Annotated in this window: 4 protein-coding genes and 1 pseudogene; 1 reads left to right on the top strand and 4 read right to left on the bottom strand. The window is 67.5% G+C overall.

What is annotated here, in order from left to right; genetic code table 11:
• The 4 genes and pseudogenes from AB0C84_RS45290 to AB0C84_RS45305 all read right to left on the bottom strand — a co-directional run.
• Window positions 1-190 (bottom strand): annotated as a pseudogene (locus AB0C84_RS45290) (hypothetical protein); the annotation flags it as partial.
• A gap of 253 nt (window positions 191-443) precedes the next feature.
• Window positions 444-1,715 carry a hypothetical protein gene (locus AB0C84_RS45295; RefSeq protein WP_361078943.1) on the bottom strand — a complete coding sequence of 424 codons (1,272 nt, stop codon included), beginning with the start codon at window positions 1,713-1,715 and terminating at the stop codon, window positions 444-446.
• A 319-nt stretch (window positions 1,716-2,034) separates the two neighbouring features.
• Complete coding sequence (locus AB0C84_RS45300; RefSeq protein WP_361078946.1) at window positions 2,035-2,163, bottom strand: hypothetical protein; 129 nt, start codon at window positions 2,161-2,163, stop codon at window positions 2,035-2,037.
• A 1,037-nt stretch (window positions 2,164-3,200) separates the two neighbouring features.
• A complete protein-coding gene (locus AB0C84_RS45305; protein WP_361078949.1) occupies window positions 3,201-3,527 on the bottom strand; it encodes a hypothetical protein in 327 nt (108 codons plus the stop codon).
• A 340-nt stretch (window positions 3,528-3,867) separates the two neighbouring features.
• On the opposite strand from AB0C84_RS45305, the gene AB0C84_RS45310 reads away from it, so the two are divergent.
• A partial coding sequence (locus tag AB0C84_RS45310) for a hypothetical protein (protein ID WP_361078952.1) occupies window positions 3,868-4,370 on the top strand: 503 nt, incomplete at its 3' end.

Genomic DNA, 4,370 nt, shown 5'->3' on the forward strand with positions numbered 1-4,370 from the left:
TGGCGGCCGGGACGCCCACGACCAGCGGCAGCCCTTGGGCGTCGGAAAGGACGTGGAGTTTGCTGCCTCTGGTGGTGCGATCGACCGGATTGGGATCGGTCAGCGTGCCCCCCCTTTTTTCGTTCGGACGGCGGCGGTGTCCACGATCGCGCTGTTCCAGTCGGCCATCCCGCGGCCATCCCGCGGCCACCCGGCTCCTCCAGCACGGCCCGGTGCAACCGCGGCCACAGTCACGCCTTGGTCCAGGCAGCGAACCGGCGATGCGCCGGGGTGCTGTCCTGCATGACCTGCATGACCTGTTCACGACGGTTCAGCCAATCGACCTCCGTGGCGTTCACCCGCCGCTGACGCCCCTCATCACCCGCGCCCGCAACGGCGGCCCGCTGCCGCCGACGTCACCGTCCTTGAACGCGACGCAGCCGACGAGCTGGAGGCCATCCACTTCACCTGAGCTCGCCGAACCAGCGGACGATCCGGGCGGTGCCGGCGAGGTTGGAGCCGAGGTGGCGGGAGCCGCCGTAGAGCCGGTCGCCCACCTCGACGACGGGCACAGCGGCGCCGCGTTCCCCGAATCCCGCGGCGCAGTGGTCGGTGTTGGCGGTGACGGCCTGCTCATCACCGGCCATCTTGTAGAGGCGGACCGGGATGCGCGGCGTCCAGGCCGTGCAGACCTCCGCGTCCACGCGCAGCGCGTCGGCGAACGTACCGGACGGATGGCGCAGCACCGCGAACCCGCGCGGGGTGAGGAGTTTGTCCAGTGTGTTCGGAAGGCCGCGCAGCATGACGGGCCCGGGCGTCGTGCCGTCGAAATACTTCTCGACGCGCTCGGCGTAGGGCTTGCGGAACAGCTCCGACGGGGTCTCGTAGACGCCCCCGTGGATGCGGTTCCAGGAGGTCAGCAGGTACGAGGTGTAGGCGACCGACAGCTTCGGAGCGAGGTCCCCGCTTAGCAGGGCGGGCAGTTCAGCGCCCTGGAAGTCGTAGCCTCCGCTGATCGGCGCCAGCGCGCGGACCTGGAAGTGCGGGTCGGCGCCGTCCTGCAGTGTCCGGGCCAGGCCGAGGGCCGAGGAGGCGCCCTGCGAGAAGCCGGTGACAAAGACCCGGCCGTCCAGGTCCCGGCCCGTGCGCGGTGCGAAGTGGCGTGCGGCGCGGAGCATGTCGAGGGACGCGCTCGTCTCGGACGGCACGTCCTTCCAGGGATGGACGCCGGGCCCGAGACCGAGGCCGAGGTAGTCGGGCGCGACCGCCGCGAACCCGGCCGCGGCGTAGGTGACGGCGGGGCCGGGGCCCCAGACGTCGTCCGCCGTCGAGGGGGCGTCCGGCTTGTAGCTCATGGTGCCGTGCGTGTACGACACCGTGGCGAGGCGGCGCTCCCGGCTGCGCGGCAGGACGAGCAGGCCGCTGGCGGTCGTCGCGCGGCCTCGGATGTCGACTGTCCGGTAGAGGAGCCGGTAGGTGTCCACGCCGTGGCGGACGGACGCGGTGTCGAAACCGTCGGACGCCAGCCATGAGCGGACCCGGTCGGCGGACATGGCGCCGAGGCGGGTGGCGGAGACAAGGTCTCCGCGTGTAGCGCTCTGCTGAGCGATGGTGCTTGACCGGTGCTCGGCAGCCGGGTGCTCGAAGATCCCGGCGGACACGCTGGCGACGCCGGCGGCCGTGATCGCGGCGGCGGCGAGCATCCCCGCGGCGAGGCGGGTCGTGTTGCTTGTCATGCGGACGAGCCTCGCACCCGGCCGCCCGGACCCGCATCGCACCGGCAGGTGAAATCGCGTCCGATACCTGAGAGGGTCTGCCGGCCGAGTTGAAGAGTGCCCGCTGCGGCGCAGCCCCACCAGCACGGTGGGCAGGAGGCGAGGAAGGGAGAGAGGCGAGAGGCGGCGGCATGGCGCAGCAGGTACATGGGGGCGCCCGCCCTGGCCTACCGACGACCACGTGCGCCTAGCCGACCACGTGCGCCTAGCCTCCCCGGGCATAGCCTCCATCATCGCTGCCACTTTAGGAAGCCATGCCGCAGATCGAGTACTCCATCAACTACCGGCCAGCGTTCTCCGTTTTGGAAACGTGGACGTCCAGAAACTGATCGACGAGGTCGAGGATCTCTGGTACAACCAGCCCCTCTTCCAGGTCGGCGACGTGTTGGGGGCGGTTGAGCGCGCTCACCGTCCCCGCGGGAACGCTACACCGCCCGGTCGTCCCGGCCCGCAGTGCCGTACTGAGCTCGAAAGGGCCGGTGTCGTCGCCACCGGTGACTGATCCTTAAAGGACCGTGATGCGCACCGCACTCCGACCGAGTCTGCTTGAGGTCCAGCGCGGCGACCTGGCGGCCGCCGCCAGCGCACGACTTTGTCTGCGGCCCGCCAGGGGCGCGCCACCGCCCCAGCAAACCGGCTTGTCGAAGTTCTCCTGCCTGCCACAATTCCACTCATGGGCACCGAACCTGATTCCGTTGACCGCCTCATCCTTCCAGGTTAGATATTGCTGGCGGTTAAATTAACCTTGATCACCTACGTGCGCGTTGTGAAAATCCGCACGCCATTTCTACGTGCGATACGACGGCCTGCGCTAGGCGCGCCCCGATGACTTTACCAAGGGTCATGAAATATACTGGAAAGGCTTCTGCTCATGACACCCTAACGCCTCCGGCGCGGGCAATGCCCCCGGGGGATTCCCGTGACGTGGTCGCTGCACCGGTCCGGCGCCGCGCAAGCGCCGACCGCCGCCGTGCCCATCTTGGACGCCAGCCAGGGCCCTGGCGATAGGACCACAAGCGCGACGCAACCAGCGATCTCGAAACACCGAGGTGAGCGCCGTGCGGAAGGACCGACTTCGCCCGTCGCCGAGGTCCCCAAGCGAAGGGGTCCGCATGGGCGCAAAGCTGCCACGCTCACCCGGGTGGACCTGGCCGATCGGACTCACCGAGAGTGCGTAGCGCTGTCCAACTAGGAGAGAGCGGGCGACCCGTTCGACTTGAAATGATGGATTTACAACGGCGGGCGGGCATCCTGGACGATAGCTTGCCCAGAGCGGGTGCCGTGGGTGAATACACCGCATCCCAGGTATGTATCTGCTAAGGCCTGGCTTCACTCGCGATTTATCGGTCAGCGCACGCTACGCTTCTTTTTGGCGGACATAACTCGATGGTCATGCGGCTTATGACGTCGTCCTGGCGGACAGTTTCCTCGTGAGCGGCCCTGTGCCTAGAGCGAGGTTTTCTTGTGCTGTCTGGCGATCTCGGCGAGATCTACCTTAGTGATGATCGTGGCGATATCAAGTGCGCCTTGGTCAGTCTTGGGGTGGTTCTCGAAGTGCTGGTCCATCTCATAGTGAGGACCGTAGAATTCGTCGCCGCACAGACTCACGTTGGGTGGCAGGGCCTGGTCGATGGCATCGCGGTACCTGGCGGCGATGGTATCCACGTCGAAATTCTCGGCGGATTCGCCCAGGAAGGCGGCGACGGAGATCTTAACAGTGAGACCGCCTCCACAGTGGCTGCTCCAGTCGCCATAACTGATGGTCGGTACCATGATGATCTCCCTCGGCAGGACGGCGGGCGGTAGCTGCTTAAAAGTTGACGGTGATGCGGCGGATGCGAAACCTCGTCAGGCCCGCGAGGCATGCGGCGCGGACAGCCGCTCGCGCCTCCAGGGGCTCCCCCACCGTGCCCCTGGAGGATCGACCGCCCGCATCCGGAGCGATCGGGCACATCCTGTCATGGGGGCCGACGCGGTTCCCGTCGATGGAGCCCGCGGACGGTCGGCTTGGCCGCTGGGGTTCGTCAAGCGGCGAGCCGGCCAGGCATCCACGGCGACCAAGACGTCATCAGCGGTCGACCTCGCGCGGAGGTCATAGCTCGCGAGTAGGGACGTGCTGCGACGCGTCTACCTGGCCCGGCCGGTCGACCTCGCGCGGCTCGTCCCCAATCCCATCGCCCCGTCGGAGCTGGCCGGCATGTCTACATGGGCGGGCCCTTGGCCCGGCTGGAACTGGCCGTCGTCCTGCGGGAGTTCACCCGCCGGTTTCCTGAACGCCCGGCCGCACCACGCGCCGCACGACGGCGTCTGGAACACCGTTACGACGATCCGCACTCCTGCCGAGTCTCGCCGAGCAGCTCGAAAGCCTCGGCGACGAGGTTGGGGTCCCGGCGAAAAGATCAAGCTGAAGTTGGGTATCTACGGCAAGCGGCTTGACATCCTCAAGATGATGCAAGAAGCGAACATGACCGAGGTCGGCGTCCTCACGACCGACTTCAACCAGATGAAGAACGAACAGCACAAGCGGATCGGTTACCGCGACACGCTGGTCTACACCGCCTTCGCGGTGGTCGCCGGTGCGGCCTACGCCATCACGCAGGGAGCCTCCCTGCTCGT

Source organism: Actinomadura sp. NPDC048955 (assembly GCF_040649435.1).
Lineage (GTDB): Bacteria > Actinomycetota > Actinomycetes > Streptosporangiales > Streptosporangiaceae > Spirillospora > Spirillospora luteofluorescens.